Source organism: Psychrobacter sp. Rd 27.2 (genome assembly GCF_001921755.1).
GTDB classification, from domain to species: domain Bacteria; phylum Pseudomonadota; class Gammaproteobacteria; order Pseudomonadales; family Moraxellaceae; genus Psychrobacter; species Psychrobacter celer.
Genome location: NZ_MRYB01000009.1, coordinates 99484 through 123876 on the forward strand (window position 1 = coordinate 99484; position 24393 = coordinate 123876).

A 24393-nucleotide genomic window follows, 5' to 3' on the forward strand; every position below is an offset into this window, starting at 1 on the left:
TAGGACAGTTCTCATATGGCGTTATCATTAGAAAAAGACAAAATTCGTTTTTTATTGCTTGAAGGTCTGCACGACAATGCCCTAAAAGTATTAAAAGACGCGGGCTACCACAACATCGAAAATATCAGTCACGCCTTAGATCAAGATGAGCTGATCGAAAAAATCAAAGATGCGCATTTTATCGGTATTCGCTCGCGTACGCAGCTGACCCGTGAAGTGCTGGAGCATGCGCACAAGCTCATCGGTATCGGCTGCTTTTGTATCGGTACCAACCAAGTCGATCTAGACGCGGCTCGCGACCTAGGTATCCCCGTCTTTAACGCGCCATACTCGAACACCCGCTCGGTGGCTGAGCTGGTATTGGCAGAAGCCATCATGCTATATCGCGGCATTCCAGAAAAAAACGCCACCGTTCATCGCGGCGGCTGGGGTAAGTCTGCCACCAACTCGCATGAAGTACGCGGCAAAACCATCGGTATTGTCGGTTATGGCTCTATCGGCTCGCAGTTGTCTGTACTGGCCGAAAGCTTTGGTATGAAAGTCATCTATCATGATGTCGTGACCAAATTGCCATTGGGCAACGCCGTACAAGTGGGTAGCCTAGAAGAGCTGCTATCGACCGCTGATATCGTCACCTTGCATGTGCCTGATGTCCCAAGCACCCGCTATATGATGAAAGCTGAGCAGTTTGCACACATGAAAGACGGCAGCTACTTTATCAACGCCGCTCGTGGTACTTGCGTAGAGATTGATGATTTGGCGGCCGCGCTTGAGTCTGGTAAGCTTTTGGGCGCTGCGGTTGATGTGTTTCCAAAAGAGCCAAAATCAGCGGACGAAGAGTTTGAATCACCACTACGTAAGTTTGACAATGTGATCTTGACACCGCATATCGGCGGCTCAACTCAAGAAGCGCAGGCCAATATCGGTCTTGAAGTGGCTGATAAGTTTGTCAGATACTCAGATCAAGGTGATACAGCGACCGCGGTGAACTTCCCAGAGGTTTCTATACCGTTTAAAGAAGGCTCACATCGTCTGCTACATATCCATAAAAACGTGCCAGGCGTACTGTCACAGATCAACCGTCTGTTCGCCGAGGCGCATATCAACATCTTGGCGCAGAGCCTGATGACAGAAGGCGACGTTGGCTATCTCGTGATGGATGTGGATTATAACGATTCAACCGCCGCGCTTGATCAACTAAAAGACGTTGAAGAAACCATTCGCGTGCGTATCTTGTTCTAACATTAACCCTGATCGTTTGATGTTAAACTGATACAAAAAAAGAGATGCTCTATGAATAGGGCATCTCTTTTTTATGGCTAATCGTTTAAACGTCTAACATTTAAAGCAGGGTATGTTGTCAACCGATTAGGCTTTGGCTTTATTGGCCGCTTCTGCTTGGCGGCGCGCTTCAATTTTAGCCGCTTTACGCTTTTCGATGATGTCCATCACATCGCTACCAATATGCGCTTCACCACGTTTTTTGGCCAGCTGCATTTGATGCTCACGCTCACGGAATCGAGCCTTTTGTTCCTCAGTCGCTTTGTCGATACAATGCGGGCACGACTCACCTTTAATATAGGCAGCGCTTTGCATGTCCTCGGCTGTAATCGGCATACGGCAAGCAAAGCACTGCTCGTAGTTACCTTTTTCTAAGTTGTGATTGACTGACACACGATTGTCAAAGACAAAGCAGTCGCCTTGCCACATAGAGTCACTGGCAGGGATTTCTTCTAGGTATTTTAAGATACCGCCTTCTAAATGATAGACCTCCTCAAAGCCTTGCTCGCGCATATAGGCCGTGGACTTCTCACAGCGAATACCGCCGGTACAAAACATCGCCACTTTTTTGTGTTTGGTTGGATCGAGCTCTTTTGCCACATATCCTGGAAACTCACGGAAGGTTTCGGTATGTGGGTTGACGGCGTTTTGAAAGGTACCAATCTGTACTTCGTAGTCGTTGCGGGTGTCGATTAGGAGCACGTCAGGATCAGAGATCAGCGCATTCCATTCGCTCGGCTTGACGTAGCGGCCGACAGATTGCAGTGGATCGATATCTTCTACGCCCATGGTGACGATTTCTTTTTTGAGCTTGACCTTAGTACGATAAAAAGGCTGGGCGTCGGTATAAGACTCTTTAAACTCAAAACGACCAATCGCTTCGATGCTACGCAAATAATCAAGGACCGTATCGATGCCTTGGCGGCTACCAGAAATCGTACCGTTAATGCCTTCATTGGCCAGCAATAAAGTGCCTTTGACGTCATTGTCCAGCATGGTGTTTAAGATCGGCTCACGGTACTGCGCAAAGTCAGCAAAGCGGGTAAATTTATAAAGTGCAGCGACGACGATATTATTGGTGACGCTATCGTAGGCCGGTGCGGCGTTGTTCTCAGCTGCCGTACTGCTTTGAGTGTTGTTTTGGGTATGGCTGTCTTGAGTGGTACTCATGATGGTCTCCTGCGGGCTAGGTCGCAAACCTAGTGCATGTGATTTAAGGTGTTTGTGAGATAGATAACACTAGCGTAATTGTGGAATTGGCTGGTGCGCGCGTAGTGTAGCAAATTTTACTGGTGTTTTGAAGATTTTGTGAGAAGGGCGGTGTTGTGATTGATACGATTTTAAGGAGAATTATCTGTCTCTGAAACGGCTCGATAGTCGCTCTAAAAAGAACAAAATCCAGCGCATCGGCTGGATTTTAATCACTGAGAGAATCGGTGTAAAAGCTATTTGCTTTGGAACCAACGATCCGCTTGGCTACGAGCATTGGCGATATCTGAGCTGGATAAGTTCAACGCCAGCTGACCGATTTTGCCACGGGCTTTGTTGCGTACTTTTTCATCGAGCATACCGTCACGGGCAGCCAAATCATACCATTTATAGGCATCGACCAGATTCTTTTGTTTTTCATCGAGCAAGGCTAGCGTGTAGCTGGCGCGATTGTCACCACGCATGGCCGCTTTTTCTAACCAGTGGCGTGCTTGCTGAAGATTGGGTTTCACGCCTTCACCGCGTAGATACATGATGGCCAGATTTAGCTGGGCTGGCGCAACACCTTGCTGCGCGGCTTTGGTATACCACTGAATGGCTTGCTGAGTGTTTTGCGCCACGCCTTCGCCTTTTTGTAGGCGCTTGGCTAAGTAAAATTGCGCATGGTCATTCCCTTGCGCCGCACGGTTGGACAGCTCACTGACAGGCATCAGCTCAAAACGTGAGGTATCAAGCGGTACGTTTGATATTAACTCAGCATTGGCAAGACCTGCGCAAGAAAATAAGGCAGTAAACAACGCAGCTTTTAATAGTTTCATAGCAGCTCCAAAATTAGACAGTTAATAAGCAAAAAAATTGTACCGCTAAAGTATCTTAGGCGGCGCTAACGATAAGGGGGTGTCGTATCAATGATGTATTATCCAAACGTCCCAAACCATCCATCAAGTATAGTGAGCCCTTTACCTAATCATCTGCTCAGCAGTTGCTGTCAAGCCACACAGACGAACGGTGCAAATACGGGTGTCAGTGACATTATTTTGCTAGCTTAACACCCACACTTACGAAACTCAAATACTAATTACAAGAAATCATGGCCGATTATACCTGAGTGTCTTCAATAAAATCATAGAGTTACTTGCGCGTAAGAATAAATCAATCATTTTATAAAAATCAGACAAGGAGGATTAGGCCGTTTGGTTTTCGAATATTATGCAGGCTTTCGTTTGGTGACGCGATAGATAGCGACATCTGCCAAGAGGTTGGGTGCTTGACGGATTAAAGATGTCATCAGCGGTGAATGGCCTTTTTCTGAGTCGCTAACAGCAAAGCGATTGATGATATGAATATCATGCTCGGCGCACAGCTGCTCAAAGTCTTTAAAGGTGCATAAATGAATGTTTGGGGTGTTGTACCACTCATAAGGCAGGGCTTCTGAAACGGGCATCAGGCCTTTTAGACCAAGGTGAATACGGTTTTGCCAATGGGCAAAGTTGGGAAAGGTGATGACCGCTTCACGGGCCACGCGTAGCATATCGAGTAGCAAGACGTCGGGGGCTTTGACCGCTTGGAGCGCCCGTGCCATGACGACGGTGTCAAAGCTGTCGTCAGAAAAGCGCGCCAGCCCATCGTTGAGATCTTGCTCGACGATAGAGAGACCCTTGCTGATGGCTTCATTGATTTTGTCTTCATCAATCTCTAGGCCATAACCTGTCACGCCCAGTTTTTGCTGTAAATGCGCGAGCAGCTCACCATTACCACAGCCCAAATCCAGTACATGCGATTGCGGCGCGATCCAGCGCTCAGCCAACTGATGGTCCATTCTCATGAGCGTTCTCCTGTGCCGGTCACGTTAGCGGTCATAAAAGGGGCGGTCAAAAAGCCTTTAACCGCGCCCATATAACGGGGGATATCAAATAAAAACGAATCATGACCATGTGGGGCGTCGACATTGATATAGCTGACCGGCTTACCTGTGGCCATCAGGGCATCCACGATTTCTTGTGAGCGCTCAGGGGCAAAGCGCCAATCAGTGGTAAATGACACCACCAGATATTGGCACTTGGTATGGGCAAGGGCGGCTTTTAAGGCGCTCAGCTCAAGCTGGCTGTCGACATCGTCGCTATGCTCAGCAGTATGGTCGCTACCTGTGCTACCTGTGTGCTCATCATTGATGCTGGCAGCCAAACTATCATCAATGGCGTTGTCATCGTCAGTATTAGCATAGTCGCGCGTAGGATCAAAATAATCTAAGGCTTTGGTCATGAGCAAATAGGTATTGGCATCGAAGTTTTTGCTAAAGCGCTCGCCTTGATAGCGCAGATAGCTCTCTACTTGGAACTCGACATCGTAGCCGTACATAAACTTGCCCGATTTTAGATCGCGGCCAAACTTGGCCTTCATCGCGTCATCGGTCAAGTAGGTGATATGGCCGACCATACGTGCCAATATCAGGCCGCGGCGTGGATAAGTGCCGGCTTGTATATAGCGGCCGTCTTTGAAGTCTGGGTCAGAGAGGATGGACTGACGAGCGACTTCGTTAAAGGCGATGTTTTGTGCCGATAGCTTGGGCGTACTGGCAATAATGACGCAGCGTTTTAGCCGGTCTGGATAGTCGACCGACCATTGCAGCGCTTGCATACCGCCCATAGAGCCGCCGACGATGGCATGCCAGACATCGATGCCTAAGCGGTCTGAGAGCAGAGCTTGGGTTTTGACCCAGTCTTTGATGGTAATCAGTGGAAAGTCAGGGCCATAGACTTGCGGCTCGCTGCCATCAGCTAGATTGAGGGTATCAGGGTTGATGGTGGTGGGGCCTGTCGAGCCAAAGCAGCTGCCGATATTATTGACGCACACCACATAAAACTGATTGGTGTCGATGGCTTTGTTGGGTCCGATCATATTGTCCCACCAGCCCGCTTTTTTGTCATCATGACTATAATACCCTGCTGCATGATGGCTGCCAGACAAGGCATGGCAAATCAAAATAGCATTTGATTTGTCTTGATTGAGCGTGCCGTAAGTCTCTACCATCAAATCAAAAGACGGCAAGGTGCGATTGCACTCAAGGGTAAGCGGCTCGGCAAAATGGATTTTTTCGGGCGTGACGATTCCGACTGAGCCTGCCTGATCGGTCAAGCCTTGTGGGTCGAGTGTATCTGTTGGGAGTTGGTCACTGGTACTATCAGAGCGTGCGTTCAAAGCTACCTCGCAAGACAACAATCATCTATAAATAAGCATCAATTAAGCGTCAATAAAATCACCAGCCACACAAGCAAAATAGCATGCATGTTTTTATACGGTTTTGGTGATGGTTGGCTCTATTGTATGGCGATGGGCGTAGGAGTACAACCTCCGTACGCAGTCTTTATTTGACGTGCGTAGCAAATTGTATAAAGACGGCCTTCATCATGCGTTTTTTGGCGATAAAATGCTACACTAATCAGATGCTCAATGAATAATGCCTTCACAATCCTTTTTATCACTTATGAATCACACACGACTTTTATGAAACCTAAACTGCCGCCACGTATCGCCGTCTTATTGGTCAACCTCGGGACTCCTGATGAGCCGACAGCGCCTGCTGTCCGTCGTTATCTCAAACAGTTTTTATCAGACCCTCGGGTGATTGAAATCCCTAAGTTTTTGTGGGCCATTATTCTTAACTTGTTTGTCTTGCCTAGTCGGCCGAAGCGCGTCGCAAAAGCTTATGCCAGTATCTGGGAGGGCGACTCGCCGATCCGCAAGATATTAAACAGCCAAGTGGCATTATTAGAGCCGCGTCTGGCCGACAGCGCAGCGCCGTTTCGTGTGTCGGTACATGCGGCGATGAGCTATGGCAATCCTGGTCTGCCTGAGGTGATGGACAATCTACGCGATGAGGGCGTGGATCACTTTGTCATTTTGCCATTGTTTCCGCAGTACTCTGCCACCTCAGGCGGTGCTGTCTATGATGCGCTGACCAAATGGACGCTGACGCAGCGCAATTTGCCCAACTATACCATTGTAAAGGACTACTTTGCCCATCCACTGTATATTCAGGCACTAGCAGACTCGATTCGTCGTTTTCAGGCAGCGCATGGCCAACCTGATAAGCTGATGTTCAGTTTTCACGGTATCCCGCAGCCGTATGCGGATAAAGGCGATCCGTATCCAAAGCGCTGTAAGTGTACTGCCGCCCAAGTGGCCCATGCGCTAGGTCTAAGAGATGATGAATGGATCATCAGCTTTCAGTCGCGTTTTGGCAAACAAGAATGGGTTAAGCCTTATACCGATGTGGTACTAGAGGAGTGGGGTCAGTCTGGCGTGCGCTCGGTGCAGGTTGTCAGTCCTGCATTTTCTGCCGATTGTCTGGAGACGCTAGAAGAGCTGGCGATTGAAAACCGTGATAATTTCCTCAATGCTGGCGGGCAAGAGTATCATTATATACCTGCACTTAACCTTGATGAGGCGCATATTGATTTGCTCGAAGCGCTTAGCAAACCATTGGTCAAAGGCTGGGCGGGCACGCTTGATGGTTGGGCGTAGTTAAGCCTTTTGATTTCCATGAATAATGTCCATTACACCATGAATGATAAAAACACCGGACATGATGTTCGGTGTTTTTTTTACCAGTGTTTGACGTCATTGATGCTGTGCTGAGCAGATAGGGTTAGAAGTTATCGTCGTTACTGCGCCCAGCAGCATCGGTATCAGCGATATCGACGATGTCTGGATAATCCTTGTCATCTAGATTGTCCTCGACCAATACCTCATCGACACGGGCTTCATCGATATTTTGGCGATGCATCGGTGTGAGGCCTTGCGTGGCCTCGCTGCCTGCTTGTGAGTTGTCGAACCCTGCGCTATTGTCAATGACGTCATCGTCATCAATCGTATGCAGCATTGGATTGTCTAAATCGACTCGCTGATTGTCATCGCCATCGATACGGTCTTGTGCCTCTGGGAGCGGGGTTTTTGTATTATCCATCTGTCATTCCTTTTATCTTATGATTGATTTTTATCTGTATGATGGGAATCAGTGTGCCGTGTTAGGTCGAGCTCGACTAGTAGTAAGGTGTCACAGGATGTTCAAAAAATGTAAGACAACCCGCAGTGAGCGTTATTTATAGTCAGCTCAAATTAAAATTGTTATAAATCTAAACGCGCTACTGGTATAAATTTTACTTACGTGCTGTTATCACAGGGGCTGCGCAAAATTCATCCCAGCAGCGCTATGTCATTTTTAGAGTGAATTGACTATATGACCTTTGTTTCTCGCCTAAAATATGTCAATGTACTATCGATCATGGTCGGCCTGATAACCGCGATGAGCTTAAGCGCTTGTGACGATCAGCCAACTGTAAGCCAAACGGACACTATAAAAAAGCCGTTGGTGATGGAGGCCAAGCTACCAAGTACCGCGGCCGTGATAGAGTGCGCGCAGCTGACGCCCAAGCAAACTGTGACGATAAAAGGCCATCAGCTCCTGAGTAAAAGCTGCGACTTAACAGGGCAATCGATACGCTTTGAACTCAGTGACTCTCATAGCTCGCTTGACTGTCAAGGGGCGCAGCTTAGCCCCAGCGCCGATGATTCATCAAAGGCCAGTGCTATCGTGATTAAACCAAAGACGGATGCTGCTATCGAAGATATCACCGTTGCTAATTGTCATATAACAGGCTACGGCCATGCGCTGCACATTCGCCAATACAGCCATCCCAATCAGCGTTATACGCGCGGCGTTATCGATCCTACTGCCAATCGCGCGCTGGCACCAAGAGATATCCGCGTCATCAATGTCAGCAGTCAGAGTAGTATTAATAGTGGCATGTTTGTCGGCGATCACGTACACGGCGTGAGCTTTGAGCACGTGCGTATTCAAAACGCTGGCACGGTTGGGTTATATTTAGAGTTTGGCAGTCGCGACAATGTCATCAAAGACTCTGTGTTTGTCGGTAATGGTTTTCGCACGTTTAAGCCCAATCGTGAAGCCATCGCGGTGGACTCATCAAGCAACAATCGTATTGAGAATAATCAGTTTTTTCACAATGGCGCAGGCAGTATCTTGCTCTATCGCAACTGCTTTGAGCATGCTGATGACCCGTCACGTAGCAATCACTTTAAGCGCACTGAGTCGAGTCGTGACAATATTATTCGCGGTAATGTCTTTCAAAATGAGCCAGTGGGCGTGTGGGTGGCGTCAAGGCAATCACGCAACCTAAAAGGGTTTGAATGCGGCGCGTATTTGATCAAGCAAACGCTGTTTGCCAGCTATCACTTAGACAGTGCTAAAGACAATCAAATCATTGATAATCAGTTTACCCAAGTCGAGCAAGGTATCATCGTAGAAGATGATGGCACACTGATTAGGGGTAATACATTCGCCGCCGACGTTCGTTTGCCCATTCAGGTTGGCTCAAAAATTCGCGAAGACACTGCCGCAGGGCCAGTCAACCATACACTGATTAACAACAATACGTTCGCTGATAAAACCATAAAGCAAGCGATTGACATTCGAGCCGCCAGCAAAACGGCCACTCAGATTGAGTAGCCGTCAGGATAATACGATAAGCTGTGGGTAAATGGGCTGCGCTTTATTTGGCACCCACTTTGGTATTTACCCAGCGGATCACAGGATCAGGCGTAACTTGTGAGAGGGTCTGAAAGACTTTGGCTGGCATGCCGACCGAGTAGTGCGTGCTTTTGAGTTTACGATTGGGGCGGGTGGTCAGTTTGCACAGAGTCTTTGCCACGTCATTAACGTTTAGATTGATGCCCAAGCGCTCAATACTGGTGACACTAAGATCCTCTGTCATGTCTGATTTTACCCACAGCGGCATGACATCAATGACCTTGATACCAAGGCGGTCATACTCGATATTTAGCCCTTCGGTAAGTCCACGGACAAAAAACTTGCTGGCAGAGTACGCCGCAACCTCGGGCTGGCCGTAGATGGCCGAGGCCGAGGAGACATTGACGATTTTACCATTGGTGCTATCCGCCAAATAAGGCGCAAGCTTATGACAGCCGATAAGCACGCCTTTGCAATTGACATCGACTAAGGCCAGCTGCTCTTGCAAATCAGTCGTCGGCAAAGTGCCACTGACCAACACGCCTGCGTTATTGATTAGCGCATCGATACTGCCAAAATGATCAATCATTTGTGTGATGGCGTCGTCCCATAGCTCAGGTTGGGTGACATCTAATTTGCCGATAATGACACGGTTTTTTTTCAGCGCTTTTTTAAAGGCTTTGTCGTCGATGGCATCCTCAAGCGTGGCCGTATTGGTGGCAAACAGGCCGACGTTGTGGCCTTTTTCTGCCAGTTTTTTTGCGGTGGCCAGACCGATACCGCGTGAGGCGCCAGTGATTAAGATATTCATAATAAGTGACTCGGTGATTTGGGTGTGTCCTCATTTTTATTACCCTTATCAAAATGAGGACACGCCCTAGCAGTAATGGATAAGTCGAGAGCAAGTGGATATCAGAGATATGTGCGCTCGGGCGTTGATCCAGTATAGCAAATCTGGCGGCAAGTATTGATAGGCGGCGCGGGCACGGCGGCTGTGGCCGAGGTTATATCAGATATCTATGCTGAATGCGACACCGCGTGAGAGTGCGATAGATCTGCGCGCGCTGAGGGACAGTCATAGTCGCTTAACGTAAAGCGCCATAGGTATATCAAGGCAATGGCATAGACGGCGGTTTCTGATAGCTCCTCGATCACCACGCCAAGGGCTTCAGGTATGCCAATCATGTTTTCGCCCATGTATTCTAGTAGTGCCAGTACCGCTACCGTCAAATATAACGATACGGGCACACGCTTTAATACTGCCAAAAGATAGCGCCATGAGTAAGCCAGCAGCCCAACAATCATCAGGTAGACGACGGTTAGCACACAATCTTCCCACCAGTCATAGGGCTGGCTCAGCAACAAAAAATCAGCTGGAATAAAAAGATCGGGTAAGTAGTTTAGCTCGCGGCGTATGACCGCAAAAAACACAAGCACTGCCGCCAACCAAAACGCTTCAATTTTTTTGCTATGACTGCGCCGAAAGTACTGGAGACAGCGTATCCAGCAAGCAAACAATATAATAATGCCAGGGGCTTCGATAAGACCATCTGTAATCAAAATAAGGACTCCAGATTTTGCAATAAAAAAAGCGAGCGCTAAGGCTCACTTCCAATCACAAGTAATATAAAAATAAAGACATAAAATAGAGATACAGCGTTATTATACGCTTGATTATCCATAAATAGCATTATGAAACATAACTAATTGGTCATAAGGGATTGTTAATATTTACAAAATAGTCAACACTGTTTCACAGATAGCAACATATTATTTGTCTTGTGCCGGCTGCCAAGCGAGACAGCAATGGGCTATCGCGGACTAAAACAGTGCCTCCATACGTAATAGTGCTGATGGGTAGTGGTCTTTGTGTTCTGTTTTGTCATTATAATAGTTTAGCTCTGTCTGCACGTAGAGCCACTCCCGCCAAATCGGCTGACGGTAGGTGATGGCTGGGCCATAGCTATTGAGCAGTGATTTGTTTTTATCAAAATAACCACTGGTCGAAATACCATAGGCCAGCTGCTTTTCTTCACCGAGCTGATGGACTTGTCTTAGATCATGGCTCCAGTCGGTGTCCTCCCTGCTATCCTGATTGCGGTAGCGCACTGCAGTACGGTTGTTAAGAAAGCGTGCTGGATCAGCGCCATACCGCAAGGTAAGTCCGCCTTTGGCGTAGTGTTCGCTATCGAGGCCATAACGATAAAAGCTATCGGTGGTTACTTGTAGCTTCTCATTTTGATACCAGTCTCGATCGACACTGACTTTGACATACAGATCATCAAGTGAGCGTACGCCGACATCGATATCTGTTTTGACGCCCAATTGCTCCTCGATCTCATCGTTGAAGCGTGACCAGCGCAGCGCAATAGAGGCGTTATCTTCACGAGTCTTTTTACTATTGATTAATCTATCAGAGCTTGCGGTATCGGCTTGATAAGCCGCTCCTGTCGCGCTTTGGCGTAAAAAATCATCATCATCCAAGTCTTCATCACCGATAATCAAGCTTAGGCGGCGCTCTAAGACCGGTAAGCGTAGACGTCCACGAACCCGAGGCTCGACGCTCACATCACTGCCTGATAGTGGGTCATTGGCCCAGCGCGTGTCTAGCACCAGCCGTAGGCTCGCGGTAGCAGGCGCTTTTGGGTCAGGCTCACCAAACCACCCGTCCATTTCGTGCGCCCATTCGTCTAACTGCGCTTTTGCGTCTTGTCGCCGCTCATCGGCCCAGCCCCATTGTGCTGAGGAGTCAAGGGACTGTGGCGCGGCAAGTGGTGAGCGTGCTTGATAGCCCAGCTGTTGATAGGCTGTGTCTGTTGTATTGACATCACCGATCTGAGGACTGGATGAAGGGTGGGCGGTGTTTTGATGTTTTGCCGGTATGGCGGCGCTATGATCCGCCAACGCTGGCGTGCACAGGCTCAGTGCAGCTAAAGCAGCATAAGTCAAAGTATGACGAGTCGGTGTGGTAAGGATTGAGGGTTTCATAATGGCAGATAGTCGCCTGTAGGCAAAATTGAAAAATAATCATGCCATATTGACCGATTTCCCAACAGTTGACAAGGCGTATGCGGTCGCGCGCATCGATATGTGGTTATAGGGCGGCGATAACTATTCTGACAAATAAAAGATAGCAAATAACAAATCACAAAGAGGCCAAGCAGGTCGCTCAGCCCTTTTATGGGTCAATGGTAATAGGTGCTATAGTCAATCCGCAATAAAAAGAGTACAGTAGCACGCCCTAATTCGATAGTATTTATCGTAGCTGCTGCGATATCTTCTTTGGGCGATTAATGTGCCTCGTCCCAATTGGCACCGCTATCTGTTTCTACCAGTAATGGTACGGCAAAGTCGACTTGCCAGCCTTTTTTAGCCGCAGTGGTCGTTAACACATCTTGCATCGCATCGGTGATAAGCTGACTAATTTCATCGACCTTATCGCTATCAACTTCAAATACCAGCTCATCATGGACTTGCAGCAGCATTTTGGCTTGATCTTTGGGCAATACCTTATCGACAGCAATCATGGCAAGCTTGATGATATCAGCGGCAGAGCCTTGTAGTGGAGCGTTGATCGCGGCTCGCTCAGCGCCTTGCTTGACCATGCGGTTGCTATGAGTGATATCGGGCGTGTAGAGCTTACGGCCCAGTATCGTCTCGACGTAGCCTTGCTCATAAGCACTGGCACGCGTGTTGATCATATAGTCTTTGACACCAGGATAGCGCTCAAAATACATGTCGATATATTCTTGCGCTTCACCGCGGCTCATCTGTAGCTGTTTGGCAAGGCCAAAGGCGCTCATGCCGTAGAGCAAACCAAAGTTAATGGCTTTGGCGTTGCGGCGCTCGGTCGCAGTTACCTCAGCGACCTCTTTACCTAGCACTTCTGCTGCGGTGGCTGCGTGAATGTCCAGACCTTCATTAAAGGCTTGTGTCAAGTTTTTGTCGCCTGAGAAATGCGCCATCAGACGCAGCTCAATCTGTGAGTAATCCGCTGCCAAGATAACGCGACCTGCTGGCGCGATAAAGGCTTGGCGAATCAAGCGGCCGGTGGCGGTGCGAATTGGGATGTTTTGTAAGTTAGGATCCGTCGATGAGAGTCGTCCGGTACTGGTCAGCGCTTGATGATAGCTGGTATGTACGCGGTCGCTCTGGGCGTCTGCCACATTGGCCAGCGCATCGGTATAGGTGCTTTTAAGCTTAGACAGCCCGCGATAATCAAGGACAATCTCGACCAATGGGTGATCAATCTTTGACAGTATCGCTTCGCCAGTCGAGTACTGGCCTGACTTGGTTTTTTTGCCGCCAGGGATGCCCAGCTTATCAAACAGCATTTCACCCAGCTGCTTTGGCGAGCCAAGGTTAAATTCTTCGCCAGCAATTTCATAAGCGCGTTTTTCGAGCGCGATGATTTCTTCATCAAACCGCTCTGATAGCTCATTTAAAAACGAGCGCTTGATTAAGATACCGTTTGCTTCCATTTGGCACAGTATCTCGGCCGTTGGAATCTCTAACTCGTGCAGCAGTTTGGCGTTATTTTCGTCATCAGACAGTTTTTTATGAAAGATATCAAACAGCTGATAAGTGATATCGGCATCTTCACAAGCATAGTCGCTGGCGATATCGATGGCCACCTGATCAAAGGTGACTTGTTTGGCGCCTTTACCCGCGACATCTTCAAAACTGATCGTTTGCGTCTGTAGATAGTGGCGTGCCAGATCATCCATACCGTGGCGAGTAATGGCAGCATTAATGACGTAGCTTGCTAGCATGGTATCCATCGCCCAGTTGTTGGGGCTGGCGTGAATCGCGCCGATCAAGTCGATATCATAATGACTTAACACATGAGCGTCGTATTTGAGGTGCTGGCCGATTTTACCGATATTTGGGTTTTCTAAGATAGGTTTCAAACGCGCCAATACCATGTCGCGATCCAGCTGCTTGGCGGTCAGCTCATCCCCTTCTAAGCTATGAGTCAGCGGTACATAGTAGGCTTCGTGCGCTTGCAGTGCAAAAGACAGGCCGACGATTTCGGCTTGTCGCCAATAGACGCTGGTGGTCTCGGTATCGATGACGAAGTGCGGTGCGGCTTCTAGTCGTTTGACCAAGCTATCAAAAGCAGGCGCGTCTAAAATCGTGTGCCATGCGCTATCGCGGCTGTTGCTATCGGTGATATTGTCGATAGTGCTTGACTGTAAGGATTTAGCGATTTGCGCTTGTGACTCACTATCGGCCTGAGCGTGCGCCACACTTTGTGAGCCATTGGCAGGGTGGTTTGGATGATCAAGCGAGGCCAGCTCGTTTCGAAACTCAAGCTCAGTATATAGCGCTCGTAGCTCATCGATATGGGCGCACGGGTCGGTATTGATTTTTAGATCGGTCCAGTCTTGGCCAATTTCTAAATCGGTGACGATAGTGGCCAGCTGCGCGTTGAACGGAATGTCATCGGCATACTCGACCAGGTTTTTGCCAGCACGGCCTTTGATATCGGCGACATTGGCCAGCATGGTCTCGATATTACCGTATTTATTGAGCAAATCTTTGGCGGTTTTTTTGCCGATGCCCGGTACGCCTTTGATGCCATCTGATGAGTCGCCCATCAACGTCAAAAAATCGATCATCTGATGCGGCTCAATCCCGAATTTTTCCACCACGCCTGCGCCATCAGTAATCTTGCCCGTAAAACTGTCTTCTAGTATCACGCAGTCATTAATCAGCTGCATCATGTCTTTGTCACCTGTCGAGATGACCACGTGATGCCCTTCAGCGACGGCGCGATAGGCCAGCGTACCGATGATGTCGTCGGCTTCTGCGCCCTCGATACGCAGTAGTGGAATCCCAAGCGCGGCAACCAAGCTATGAATATACGGAATCTGCTCAGCCAGCTCTACGTCCATTTTGGGGCGATTGGCTTTGTACTCCTCAGACATCGCATGGCGAAAGGTCGGTGATTTGGTATCAAAACACACCGCCATATGGGTTGGGTGATAGCGGCGCATCAGTTTTAATAGCGCATTTAACGTACCGCGTATGGCGTTGGTGATGAGGCCTTGCGAGTTTTGCATGGTCTTTGGCAAGGCATGATAAGTGCGAAACAGATAGTAAGAGCCGTCGACCAAGATAAAAGGCGGTTGCTCTTTATCCACATGACTGGTGTCCATCGTTGCGACGTTGGGCATACAGGCAAAATCTGGCAAGGTATTTGGATTGATGGGCGAGTGGGAGTTGTGGTCGTTGTCAGTCATAGAGGGTCACTTATCAAGTATTTGGCAGCAGGTATTGGATAATAAAATATGGGATAAAAACAAGCATTAGGTAAAAAGATACCCTCATTATAACGATAAAAACCCTTCTTGCCGAATGAATGACAAACGAATAAGACGAACCAATAAAAGCCGCGATGCGTACAAGATGCGTACAAACAAAAGCGCCAGACAATAAAAAAGAACCCAGACTCGCTGCGTTCTTTTTTATGCTTCGTGACACTATAGTAGCCGAGAACTTATTGAACCTCTGATGTCACCTCGACGTCGATATTGCCACGCGTGGCTTTTGAGTATGGGCAGACTTGGTGGGCTTTTTCGACCAGCTTTTGGAACTCATCAGCAGATAACTCAGTGTTTTTGCCAATCACGTGGATTTTTGCCGCCAGCTTATAGTCGTGCCCTTCGCCTTGCATAAGATCCACTTCGACTTCGGTGGTTGAGTCAAATTTGGCTTTTTCCATTTGTTTGACCGCGCCTAATGCGCCATCAAAACAAGCGCTGTAACCCATGGCAAATAGCTGTTCTGGGTTATTGCCGTCTTTGCCAGAGCCGGGCGGCACCATATTGATACTCAGATCGCTATCAGCGAGACTGGCTGAACCTGCACGGCCGCCAGTGGTGGTACCTTTGGTAGAATATAACGTTTTCATAACACATCCTTTGTTGGTTTTGTCGCTCGTGGTGAGCTTTATTGATTTAGAGACTATTGTATTAAAATTGATTTAGAAACTTATGTATTAAAGACTTATATAAATACGATTGTAGGTGCGAGCGTCGAATAAAGGCTGGTAAGCTCGTATTGTTTTTATCCATGGTAGCAAGCTATTTGATGCGCACAATGGGTCAGGCGTAAACATATATAACAAGTTTGTAAATCTACAAACAGTGTGCGCATAACAAAACAGCGTTGATATATAAATAATGAGGGTATTGAGGTAAACTGATCACATCAATATCGCTGTTTGGTCCTCAGTATAGATGACAATAAATGGCAACCGACCTGACCATGACAAGGATACTATGTAATGAGCAACTCTATAAAAAAATGGATGGTGATTCCCAGCGTATTGTCTGTGTTGGCGCTGACGATGGCTGGCTGCGGCGAAGACGATGGTGTGTATGGTTCGGGGAATAATAACCTCACAGTGAGTAGTTTTGAGAGTCAGTCAAATGCGATTACGCGTATCGATACAACTTACCGAAATGGCGAACGTCAGGTACAGCCAATCAATATTGTTGGTATTGCCCAGCCTGACGTCGATAACTTAGAGAGCTCGATAGTGTTAGCCAATAGATTTGAAGGTACCATAGCCGATAAAGACATTAGTGTTGATGGTAATATAGTTAGTCGTCCTATTTACCAGAAAAACAGTAATAATAAATCAATGTTTACTATTGATTATAAAGAATATGATTTATATGGTGTCAGAGCGGACAGTTACAGTGTGGATAAAGTCACAGGTAAGCGAGCTGGCGTACTAACAGACTTATATAATTATTCGAGAATAAGCAGTAAAGTTTCTTTTCCTAAGAACGCACAATGCTTTACACCTATGACAAATAGTGAACGTGAGTTTGTCTATTTTAATGAAAAGGGTATAACAGGTTATAAAAATATCGACTCGTGGATAGAGTTTATTGAAAATCAAATTGGTGACGGCTACAGCAAGAAGATCACTAGAACCAGCCTTGGGTTTAATAAACAATACCCTTTAGCAAGCGTGCAAGCTTATAATGATGACCAGCAAATCGTTGCGACTTATAACGGTGTAGAATATAAAGGTCGGGTGTATAATGCTGAGCATGTGGCGAGTGGGGTTAATGACTCAAATAATGATCCTTTGAGCGGCGTAGTCGATTGCACGTTGGTCAATGACGTAGCGGCTGACTTTTTAGAGCAAGAAATCAAACGCTATTATTAAAAAAAGCCCATAATTTAGGCCAAAAACATCGTAACCTCCAAGGTCGCACGCTCTATTGGGCTATCATAGAGCGTGTTTTTTATGCGCTAATTCTGCAGTCTGGCGCTAAATCCGTTACAATACGCTCATATTTACCCTATTTATTTAGACTAATCTCTAAATGACCCAACTGCTGAAGCCGAACATTATGAGCGTAGACCCAAAAAAACTAAATCAAGAAGTTGCCAAGCGACGCACCTTCGCCATTATCTCGCACCCTGATGCGGGTAAGACCACCATGACCGAAAAGCTGCTCCTATGGGGACAAGCCATTCAGGTAGTGGGTGAGGTCAAAGGCCGTAAAACCGACCGTCATGCGACCTCTGACTGGATGAGCATGGAGCAAGAGCGTGGCATCTCTATCACCACCTCCGTCATGCAGTTTCCTTACAAAGACCATATGGTCAATCTACTAGACACCCCAGGTCACGCCGACTTCTCAGAAGATACTTATCGTACTCTGACCGCCGTAGACAGCGCGCTGATGATGGTCGATGGTGCTAAGGGTGTCGAAGAGCGTACCATCAAGCTGATGGAAGTCTGCCGTATGCGCGACACCCCCATCATCTCATTTGTCAACAAGCTCGATCGTCAGATTCGCGAGCCGCTTGAGCTGCTCAGTGAAATCGAAGACGTTTTAAAAATTAAATGCATTCCTGTTACTTGGCCGATCGGTATGGGACAAGATTTTGTTGGGGTCTATCATCTGGCCGAAAACAAAACCTATCTGTACGAAAAAGGCCATGGCGGTGATATGAGCGTGGCAGAAACCCGCGAAGGCTATGATTATCCTGATATCCGTGAGCGTTTGGGCAAGCTGATGTTTGATGCTTTTGAGGAGTCGCTTGAGCTGGTACAAATGGCGCTCGAAGACTTCGATGTTGCAGCGTTTTTAAAAGGCGAGATGACCCCTGTGCTATTTGGTACCGCGCTGGGCAACTTTGGCGTCAATATGGTGCTTGATACTTTGGTGAAGTATGCGCCGCCGCCCAAAGCGCACCCGACGCATGAGCGCGAAGTGGCTGCGACCGAAACGGCGTTTAGTGGTTTTGTCTTTAAAATTCAGGCCAATATGGACCCGCGCCACCGTGACCGCATCGCGTTTTTGCGTGTCTGCTCAGGTAAATACGAAAAAGGCATGAAAATGAAGCACGTGCGCCTAGGAAAAGACGTGCGTATTGCTGACGCCTTAACCTTTTTAGCGGGTGACCGTGAAGCGCTAGAAGAGGCGTATCCGGGTGATATTATCGGTCTACACAACCACGGGACGATCTCAATTGGTGATAGCTTCACCGAAGGCGAGGAGTTGAACTTTACGGGGATTCCGCATTTTGCTCCTGAGCTGTTTCGCCGTGTGGTATTAAAAGATCCGCTCAAATCCAAAGCGCTACAAAAAGGCCTGCAGCAGCTGAGCGAGGAAGGTGCTACGCAGGTATTTATGCCGCAGATCAATAACGATTTGATTTTGGGCGCGGTCGGTGTCCTGCAGTTTGAGGTGGTGGCCCATCGTCTGAAAGAAGAATACAAGGTACAATGTATCTTTGAGCCTGTCTCTATCGCGACGGTACGCTGGATTCATTGTGATGATGAAGCGGCGCTGGCGAAGTTTAAGAAAAAAGCCCATGATCAGCTATCGATAGATGGCGGTGGTTATTTGACCTATTTAGCGCCATCACGAGTAAATTTGCAGCTCATGCAAGACCGCTATCCAGAGGTGACGTTTAGTAATACCCGCGAGCACTAATACACGTTGTCGCACCGCGCTTGCCATCTAAAGCGGTGCGACTGACAACCATAAAAGGCACGACTTTCGTGTCTTTTTTATTTATTTGCCTTTGACCTGACGGGCTGACATAGCACACAGGTCATGCGCTAACACCTCAAAAACACAAACAGTGTTCCTACAATATATCGGTATGGTTACGATAAAATATCAAGTAGCGTGTCAGTTTATAAGATGTCATTAATAAAAGCCTGCCGAGAAGCAGAGCGCTTTGGCAGCTTGGTTTTGAATACTGCTATTTTAGATAGCTTGAGTTTTAGGATGTTTTAAAAGCTGACACTGTAAAAGCTGATATCTTAAAAGCTTGATAGATAAAAATAATAGGTATAAAAAGAGGCTATATGAACACCGTGTCTGGTTCTATCGTAACTTGCGCCCATAGCATTCGCTCGCTGATAGCGGCGCGGCTGCCTTTGCAAAAGACAACTTTGCAGACAGAGCCTTTACAAGCGAGTTTGTGGCGTGTGCTGGCGACGGGCGTGTTGGTAGGGTCGCTTGCCATGCCGAGCTTTGCTGCCAGCTTAATCAGTGAGCGTGACTATCTGGATTACCAGTTACCAAAACCGCTACAAGATAAGTGCGCTAAGCGTGACAATTGTCCAACGATAGAGGTTCAGTATCTACAAAGCAACCATGCTTGGATAAATGATGTCGTCAACGCCCGTATTGATGCGCTGGTGGTCAATAGCAAACCTAGCGAGTCAGGCGCACGAGTGGTAAAAACGCCTGACGATGTCAAGGCAGCGCTTGATGAATTTGTGGCCTCACAGTTTGCGGAGGTGCCAGCAGACAGCGTGTTTGTCTATAGCCTTATGGTCACGCCAGAATACTTAGGTCACGTCAATGATTTTGAGCTGTTTGAGATAAACTCATACGTCTTTACGGGCGGCGCTCACGGCATGCCCTATAGTGAGTACCTGATATTTGATCACCAAACCAAAAAACCAATCCAGCTGGCAGATATGCTACAGCCCAACAAAAAACCTCGCTTTAATGCCTTAGCCTATAGCGCTTATAAAGAGTGGGTCAAGACAGTCGATGAGGATGTTGCCAGCTATGAGAAAAGCTGGCCGTTTACCCTAAGTAATAATGTCACGTTGACAGACCAGGGCATCGATATTCGCTATCAGCATTATTCTATCGGGCCTTATGCTTATGGCATGCCAGTGCTGAGCATCCCTTATAGCCAGCTTCAGGGGGTTATCAAACCGCAGTTTTTACCAGCGCGCCTGTCGAATAAATAGTTATAGTTGATGTGTCTGGCACATTTGCCTGTTCAGCGATCAAATCTGAGAGATACCTGAATACATTACATGTAAAATTTCATAAAAAATAAGGAGTCATAGCATGATGAACCATACAGATAATGCACATACCACCGCAGATGCAGACAGTTGGCGTCTCAAGGCCCTAACCGAAGCGTTGGGCGATTTGACATTGACCGTCACAGATAGCCTCTCTGTTGGCCGTGGCAGTGACAATGACGTGGTGCTAGGTAGCAAGCAAGTCTCGCGTAATCATGCTGTGCTTAGCGTATTGGACGGCCAGCTCTACGTAAAAGACTTGGATTCATCCAACGGTACGTTTGTCAATGATCAGCGCTTGGAAGGCAATAAGTCAACGCCGCTACAAGTAGAAGACACCTTGGGGTTTGCCAGTTTTCGCTTTCAAGTCAGTGCACCTGTACGGGAGCAAGAGACCGCTCAGACGATAGAGCAAGCAGCATCAACTGATGAAGTGGCTGCAGCGAGCACCCCTGAAGCGCCCGTCATCAAAGAAACGGGTATCGATGAGGTGCTATCGGCGGCCGAGCAGACAGAGCCGGTCAACGACACGCCGGTGACGCAGTCTGCACCTATGGGTATCAAAGAAGAGGCCATCACAGAGCCTGTTATAGAGCCTGTCACAGAACAGCCAGTGGCTCATAAAGCGTCCACTACAGCAGATAAGACCGCCGATGAAGCATTGCTTGACGAGCATGACAAAACCACCAAAACTGCGCTACAAGAAGAAGCGGATCCTGAGGTACTGCGCGCCAAGCAAGCGGCGACCGCTCAGTTTTCTGGGACTGCCAATCTCGGTCAGGAGCGCGACCTTGGTACCGAAGGCAATAATGCCATGGAGCAAGCCATCAATAATCCTGCCAATGCCGGCCAAGTAGAGAAAAAGCCCAGCGGCGGCTGGTTTGTATGGGTGTTTATCGCAATTTTGATTATCGGGTTGGCGTTATGGTTGTTTAATATGGGCGGCGCTTAATTTTAATGGCGTTTAATTTTAATGCAGTACTGGCCAGTCCGTTTGGGCCGCTATAACCCCAGCGAGCTTTGATATAATTAGCGGCTACCAGTTATCCTTACTACGCCACTGATAATAAAATAAGCCACCAATCTGCCATTTTTATAGCGTCAACATTCAGTAGAGTGTTGACGCTATCTTGCATTTATATTGTGACTATCGTTTTTACTGTTCTTATCTTTTGCCAATCGTTTGCTAAGAGAGTTTCATTATGATGACCTTTGAAGAATATCAAGCTTTTCAAGACCGTGGTTTTAGCCATGCGCCACTGATCAAAAAACGCTTGATGGATGCCCAAACGCCAGTCTCGGTGTTTTCCAAAGTACGTGATTTGAGCGGTTCGGCCTACTTGTTTGAGTCGGTGGCAGGCGGTGAGCGTTGGGCACGGTATTCGATGATTGGTCTGGGTGGTGATCTGATCGTGCAATATATAGATGGGGTGATGACGGTCAAAAAAAATGATCATATCGACGTGGAGATGGTAGACCAACCATTTGAGTATATTCGTACCCTGATGGCAGAGTATCAAATGCCAACTTCAACAGACATGCCGGCCCTGCCGAGCTTTAGCGGTGGTCTGGTTGGGTATTTCGGCTACGATATGGTACGGGTGATCGAGCCGAGTATGGGAGAGTGTGAAGCGCCCAACCCAATGACCATGCCTGATATGTGGCTCATGCTATCGATGAATGTGATAGTCTTTGATAGGCTAGAAAATACCCTATCTATCATCGTCTATGCTGACTGCAGAAGCGATGACGGCTATAGCCATGCCATTCGCGAGCTAGAAAAAATAGAAGACAAGCTGACAGAGATGCCAAGCTTGTACGCCCCTATCATGCCCACACCTAAGTTCAAATCGCATACTGGCATGGATAAATACAGTGCGGATGTCAATAAAATTAAAGACTATATTGTGACAGGGGATGTGCAGCAGGTGGTGCCAGCCCAGCGCCTGACCGCGGATTATAAAGGCAACTCGCTGGCAGTGTATCGTGCGCTACGATTTTTAAACCCATCGCCGTATTTGTTTTTAGTGCATGGCTACACGTTAGATGATCACAAACGTTTTGATATCATCGGTGCCTCTCCTGAGATGCTATCTCGCGTAGAGGATGGCCGTGTCAGCGTGCGTCCGCTGGCAGGCACGCGCAAACGTGGCCAAGATGCCGCCGCCGATTTAGCACTTGAGACGGCGCTGCTCGCTGACCAGCAAGCGGTCGCCGAGCACTGCAAGCTCGTTGACTTAGCAGGTGATGATCTTAGCCGCGTCTGTGAAGATGGCAGCGTTGAGGTCAGCCAAAAAATGGCTGTCGAGCGTTATTCGCAAGTGATGCAGATGGCCTCTCATGTTGAGGGCGCGATAGCTGCTGACAAAGATGCGCTCGATGTACTGTGTGCCACTTTTCCTGCAGGCTCACTGTCAGGTGCACCCAAAATCCGCGCGATGCAAATCCTCGATGAGATTGAGCCGGTGCGTCGTAGCGTCTTTGGCGGCTGTATTGGTTATTTGGGCTGGCATGGCAATATGGATACTGCGATTGCGGTGCGCACAGCAGTGATGCGCCGCGGCAAGATACATATCCAAGTAGGCGCAAATGTGGACGACGGTGCTACTGCAGACGCGATGTGGGAGGAGATCAATCAAAAAGCCCAAATACTGATAAAAGCCGTGAAAATGGCCTGTAATGGATTACGTATTCGCTAATGGCTAGGCTTGCAGCGAACGGTAAAACAAGCACAAACGCTATGACTGCGATAAAAGCGGTTTTACGGCCAAAAAAAACAGTAACATAATCAACTGCTTGACAATTAATGTGAAATTAATCGCAAAAAAAATAAAAAAGGGCTTGCGTCTCTCAAAATATTTGATAGAATAGCCACCACTTTGAGAGAACAAGCCGACTTAGCTCAGTTGGTAGAGCAACTGACTTGTAATCAGTAGGTCGCCAGTTCGATCCCGGCAGTCGGCACCATCTCTTTCAAAGTCGCTTTTTATGAAATTGCCTTGTTTTAAAGTCATTTTTGTTCAAAGCACCCTAAGGTGGGATTGGGGAGCGGTCAAACCCAACAGACTGTAAATCTGTCGCGAAAGCTTCGAAGGTTCGAATCCTTCTCCCACCACCATATTTTAAGTTTGTCATAGCGCCAAGCAAGCTCTTATTATGATAGACTCTCTATTAGAGTCAGCCAAAACAAGAGTGATTGCGGGTGTGGTATAATGGTAACACCTTAGCCTTCCAAGCTAATGACGCGGGTTCGATTCCCGCCACCCGCTCCATTTATACACCATCGCAAAGACTATCAACAATACATCACGACAGTCAGCTATTATCGCTGCATCGTGATATTTTTTTTAGTAAATCTACAGATTTCTGCTGTAGTTATTAAAAATATGCTCATATAGCTCAGCGGTAGAGCACTCCCTTGGTAAGGGAGAGGTCTCGAGTTCAATTCTCGATATGAGCTCCATTTATTGTTTTAGCCTTTTGTGTTTGCCTTGAGCTTTAATACACAGCTTTACGTCGATATCGAAATTATAGAATATTGAAAACTATAAAATTAGTGTGGCAGATTATAATTCAAAGGTGACACTGAGGTGTTGCCTTTTAGTGCTGTCAATTGGTTAACAAAGCAGTAAAGCTTCAGCTGGCAGATTGGTTAGGGGCTCGTAAGATATCGTAACTTAACCGCCATATCGCGATACCTTGTTTGATGGGCAATCGCGCAAAAAGTAAGTATAATAGCCAAGCATATAAGTGTGATCAAAAGTAAGATTGAATAAAAACAAGTTTGAATAAAGCATTGAAACGTACCTTGTTTATAAGCAAATGAAAAGTCTTATGTTTGCGATAACAGGTTAAGCAAGGTCGTTTTGGTAGTTAAGCCATAGCGTCAACGGTTTGATGGTTGAATATGCATCAAAAGCCGTCAAACAGCTATTCACTGATCTTTTATTGATAAAGATTCACCAAAAAAAGAGGAATTACCCATGGCAAAGGCCAAGTTTGAACGCAACAAGCCACACGTCAACGTCGGCACCATCGG

The 24393-nt window shown here is 47.5% G+C and carries 18 protein-coding genes and 4 tRNA genes; 12 read left to right on the top strand and 10 right to left on the bottom strand.

The annotated features are described in order from the left end of the window. Positions 1-15 precede the first annotated feature (15 nt). Positions 16-1242: a phosphoglycerate dehydrogenase gene (serA, locus tag BTV99_RS09045; RefSeq protein WP_075102042.1), complete on the top strand. Its 1227-nt coding sequence runs from the start codon at positions 16-18 to the stop codon at positions 1240-1242. A 126-nt stretch (positions 1243-1368) separates the two neighbouring features. Here serA and BTV99_RS09050 read toward each other — a convergent pair whose 3' ends face one another. The 4 genes from BTV99_RS09050 to BTV99_RS09065 form a co-directional block, all read right to left on the bottom strand. Then, the gene (locus BTV99_RS09050) at positions 1369-2451 is read right to left on the bottom strand and encodes a rhodanese-related sulfurtransferase (RefSeq protein ID WP_075102043.1); all 1083 of its coding nucleotides are present in this window, start codon (positions 2449-2451) and stop codon (positions 1369-1371) included. A 275-nt stretch (positions 2452-2726) separates the two neighbouring features. Continuing rightward, positions 2727-3308 (bottom strand): tetratricopeptide repeat protein, encoded by a 582-nt coding sequence (locus tag BTV99_RS09055; RefSeq protein WP_075102044.1) that lies wholly within the window; start codon positions 3306-3308, stop codon positions 2727-2729. A gap of 389 nt (positions 3309-3697) precedes the next feature. Then, on the bottom strand, positions 3698-4315 hold the full coding sequence (gene metW, locus BTV99_RS09060; protein ID WP_075102045.1) for a methionine biosynthesis protein MetW: 618 nt from the start codon (positions 4313-4315) through the stop codon (positions 3698-3700). After that, a complete protein-coding gene (locus BTV99_RS09065; protein WP_075102070.1) occupies positions 4312-5625 on the bottom strand; it encodes a homoserine O-acetyltransferase in 1314 nt (437 codons plus the stop codon). Before BTV99_RS09065 ends, metW begins: the two co-directional genes overlap by 4 nt. Before the next feature lie 369 nt (positions 5626-5994). Between BTV99_RS09065 and hemH the strand changes: the two genes are divergently transcribed. Then, the gene (hemH, locus tag BTV99_RS09070) at positions 5995-7014 is read left to right on the top strand and encodes a ferrochelatase (RefSeq protein ID WP_075102046.1); all 1020 of its coding nucleotides are present in this window, start codon (positions 5995-5997) and stop codon (positions 7012-7014) included. Between the two features lie 124 nt (positions 7015-7138). Here the strand turns inward: hemH and BTV99_RS09075 are convergent, their stop codons facing one another. Beyond that, entirely contained in the window at positions 7139-7456 is a 318-nt protein-coding gene (locus BTV99_RS09075) for a hypothetical protein (protein ID WP_075102047.1), read from the bottom strand. 273 nt (positions 7457-7729) lie between these two features. On the opposite strand from BTV99_RS09075, the gene BTV99_RS09080 reads away from it, so the two are divergent. Next, positions 7730-9019: a right-handed parallel beta-helix repeat-containing protein gene (locus tag BTV99_RS09080; RefSeq protein WP_075102048.1), complete on the top strand. Its 1290-nt coding sequence runs from the start codon at positions 7730-7732 to the stop codon at positions 9017-9019. A 43-nt stretch (positions 9020-9062) separates the two neighbouring features. Here the strand turns inward: BTV99_RS09080 and BTV99_RS09085 are convergent, their stop codons facing one another. From BTV99_RS09085 to BTV99_RS09105, 5 genes are all read right to left on the bottom strand, one after another. Then, positions 9063-9851, bottom strand: a complete 789-nt coding sequence (locus tag BTV99_RS09085; RefSeq protein ID WP_075102049.1) for an SDR family NAD(P)-dependent oxidoreductase — start codon at positions 9849-9851, stop codon at positions 9063-9065. A 206-nt stretch (positions 9852-10057) separates the two neighbouring features. After that, a complete protein-coding gene (locus BTV99_RS09090; protein WP_083608604.1) occupies positions 10058-10600 on the bottom strand; it encodes a hypothetical protein in 543 nt (180 codons plus the stop codon). 261 nt (positions 10601-10861) lie between these two features. Further along, positions 10862-12028 (bottom strand): hypothetical protein, encoded by a 1167-nt coding sequence (locus tag BTV99_RS09095; RefSeq protein ID WP_075102051.1) that lies wholly within the window; start codon positions 12026-12028, stop codon positions 10862-10864. 302 nt (positions 12029-12330) lie between these two features. Beyond that, positions 12331-15285 carry a DNA polymerase I gene (gene polA / locus BTV99_RS09100; RefSeq protein ID WP_075102052.1) on the bottom strand — a complete coding sequence of 985 codons (2955 nt, stop codon included), beginning with the start codon at positions 15283-15285 and terminating at the stop codon, positions 12331-12333. Positions 15286-15542: 257 nt separating this feature from the next. Continuing rightward, entirely contained in the window at positions 15543-15956 is a 414-nt protein-coding gene (locus BTV99_RS09105; protein ID WP_075102053.1) for an organic hydroperoxide resistance protein, read from the bottom strand. A gap of 375 nt (positions 15957-16331) precedes the next feature. Between BTV99_RS09105 and BTV99_RS09110 the strand changes: the two genes are divergently transcribed. The 9 genes from BTV99_RS09110 (at position 16332) to BTV99_RS09150 (ending at position 23817) form a co-directional block, all read left to right on the top strand. Beyond that, positions 16332-17228, top strand: coding sequence for a hypothetical protein (locus tag BTV99_RS09110; RefSeq protein ID WP_075102054.1), 897 nt, complete (start codon positions 16332-16334; stop codon positions 17226-17228). Positions 17229-17415: 187 nt separating this feature from the next. Next, positions 17416-19011 carry a peptide chain release factor 3 gene (locus BTV99_RS09115; RefSeq protein ID WP_075102055.1) on the top strand — a complete coding sequence of 532 codons (1596 nt, stop codon included), beginning with the start codon at positions 17416-17418 and terminating at the stop codon, positions 19009-19011. Between the two features lie 380 nt (positions 19012-19391). Next, a complete protein-coding gene (locus tag BTV99_RS09120) occupies positions 19392-20294 on the top strand; it encodes an RsiV family protein (protein ID WP_083608605.1) in 903 nt (300 codons plus the stop codon). 103 nt (positions 20295-20397) lie between these two features. Beyond that, entirely contained in the window at positions 20398-21306 is a 909-nt protein-coding gene (locus BTV99_RS09125; protein ID WP_075102056.1) for an FHA domain-containing protein, read from the top strand. Between the two features lie 250 nt (positions 21307-21556). Then, positions 21557-23053, top strand: coding sequence for an anthranilate synthase component I family protein (locus BTV99_RS09130; protein WP_075102057.1), 1497 nt, complete (start codon positions 21557-21559; stop codon positions 23051-23053). 192 nt (positions 23054-23245) lie between these two features. Continuing rightward, positions 23246-23321, top strand: a tRNA-Thr gene (locus tag BTV99_RS09135). Between the two features lie 67 nt (positions 23322-23388). Then, positions 23389-23472 (top strand) — tRNA-Tyr (locus BTV99_RS09140). A gap of 80 nt (positions 23473-23552) precedes the next feature. Then, positions 23553-23626, top strand: a tRNA-Gly gene (locus BTV99_RS09145). A 116-nt stretch (positions 23627-23742) separates the two neighbouring features. After that, positions 23743-23817 (top strand) — tRNA-Thr (locus BTV99_RS09150). The last annotated feature ends 576 nt before the right edge of the window (positions 23818-24393 follow it).

Coding starts and splice junctions, on each gene's coding strand:
- BTV99_RS09125 (WP_075102056.1), top strand. CDS start 20,398: ATGATGAACCATACAGATAATGCACATACCACCGCAGATGCAGACAGT.
- BTV99_RS09095 (WP_075102051.1), bottom strand. CDS start 12,028: ATGAAACCCTCAATCCTTACCACACCGACTCGTCATACTTTGACTTAT.
- BTV99_RS09055 (WP_075102044.1), bottom strand. CDS start 3,308: ATGAAACTATTAAAAGCTGCGTTGTTTACTGCCTTATTTTCTTGCGCA.
- BTV99_RS09050 (WP_075102043.1), bottom strand. CDS start 2,451: ATGAGTACCACTCAAGACAGCCATACCCAAAACAACACTCAAAGCAGT.
- BTV99_RS09105 (WP_075102053.1), bottom strand. CDS start 15,956: ATGAAAACGTTATATTCTACCAAAGGTACCACCACTGGCGGCCGTGCA.
- BTV99_RS09130 (WP_075102057.1), top strand. CDS start 21,557: ATGATGACCTTTGAAGAATATCAAGCTTTTCAAGACCGTGGTTTTAGC.
- metW (WP_075102045.1), bottom strand. CDS start 4,315: ATGAGAATGGACCATCAGTTGGCTGAGCGCTGGATCGCGCCGCAATCG.
- BTV99_RS09110 (WP_075102054.1), top strand. CDS start 16,332: ATGAGCAACTCTATAAAAAAATGGATGGTGATTCCCAGCGTATTGTCT.
- hemH (WP_075102046.1), top strand. CDS start 5,995: ATGAAACCTAAACTGCCGCCACGTATCGCCGTCTTATTGGTCAACCTC.
- serA (WP_075102042.1), top strand. CDS start 16: ATGGCGTTATCATTAGAAAAAGACAAAATTCGTTTTTTATTGCTTGAA.
- BTV99_RS09075 (WP_075102047.1), bottom strand. CDS start 7,456: ATGGATAATACAAAAACCCCGCTCCCAGAGGCACAAGACCGTATCGAT.
- BTV99_RS09085 (WP_075102049.1), bottom strand. CDS start 9,851: ATGAATATCTTAATCACTGGCGCCTCACGCGGTATCGGTCTGGCCACC.
- BTV99_RS09080 (WP_075102048.1), top strand. CDS start 7,730: ATGACCTTTGTTTCTCGCCTAAAATATGTCAATGTACTATCGATCATG.
- BTV99_RS09115 (WP_075102055.1), top strand. CDS start 17,416: ATGAGCGTAGACCCAAAAAAACTAAATCAAGAAGTTGCCAAGCGACGC.
- BTV99_RS09120 (WP_083608605.1), top strand. CDS start 19,392: ATGAACACCGTGTCTGGTTCTATCGTAACTTGCGCCCATAGCATTCGC.
- polA (WP_075102052.1), bottom strand. CDS start 15,285: ATGACTGACAACGACCACAACTCCCACTCGCCCATCAATCCAAATACC.